The 1043-nt window shown below is 41.3% G+C and carries 1 protein-coding gene; it reads right to left on the bottom strand.

The window, feature by feature from the left end; genetic code table 11:
- Positions 1–88: 88 nt before the first annotated feature.
- Positions 89–895: a metallophosphoesterase family protein gene (locus L6773_RS21230; protein ID WP_237856680.1), complete on the bottom strand. Its 807-nt coding sequence runs from the start codon at positions 893–895 to the stop codon at positions 89–91.
- Between the last annotated feature and the right edge of the window lie 148 nt (positions 896–1043).

A 1043-nucleotide genomic window follows, 5' to 3' on the forward strand; every position in this document is an offset into this window, starting at 1 on the left:
AATAGATCATCATACCTCCCTTTCCGGGATCATCCTCATCACTCAGCATAATTCTCATCCAAAAATCTCCGCATCCCTTCTATGTCATCTACATTTCAATCTGCTTAATCTTCTCATCAGGATCCATTAAATAGGTTCGGAGAGTTCCATCGCTTAGTTTCTCAACGACTCGAAATCCCCTATAGTCAGTCCCCCAACTTCCGCCGAAATGCCCATCAAACATAAAGGGTATATCCCCATCTACCTTTATCTCATCCTCTTGATGATCATGACCGTTAAAAACCGCTGTAATATTATCATACTCGGTCAGTAATTCATGAAAATCAGGACAGTCAATCCCGTGATCTGTCCAACTATTGGGCGTGATATGAAGAAAAATATAGATCTCAGAAGCATCCTTATATTGATCCAACTGTTTTTCAAACCATTGATTATTAGGACACAAATAATCACCATTTACATTCGAAGTAGTTCCCAAGAGCACCACCCGATCTCCAAACACAACCGAATGGTTCTGCGGGTATCCCCACGTCTCTTCCCAGAGATTTGGAGTTACCATATCGTGATTTCCTTTCGTTACATAAAAGGGCAACTCCGATTTTGATAATGCCCGGTAGGCTGGTTGGATAAATTGAGGATCATCGTGAATAATATCTCCGTTGTACACCACAAATTCTGATGGAAACATCGAATGATATCGGTTCACTTTCTCTACTATCTTTGAAAAGTAGTCCTCAAATGGAGTATCCGGTTGCCCATAATGTCCATCGGATGCTACCGTAAATCGAAAAATTACATCTTCATCCGACGGATTAAATAGCTCAGAAAAAAGTTTTCCCTTTGCAACGAGAAAACCGCCTACAGTTATTTGCTTTAAAAAATCTCTTCTTTTCATCGATATTTAACTATTTCGATTGTTTAAAGTAATCCCGTTGTCGTTTTCGGGCCTCTTCGTACTGCTTTCGGGCTTTTTGTGCAGATTCGGTTTCCGCCACTTCGGCCACCGGCACATCCCACCAGCCTTCATATCCGGGTACTTTCTG

The organism is Rhodohalobacter sulfatireducens (genome assembly GCF_022012475.1).
Lineage (GTDB): Bacteria > Bacteroidota > Rhodothermia > Balneolales > Balneolaceae > Rhodohalobacter > Rhodohalobacter sulfatireducens.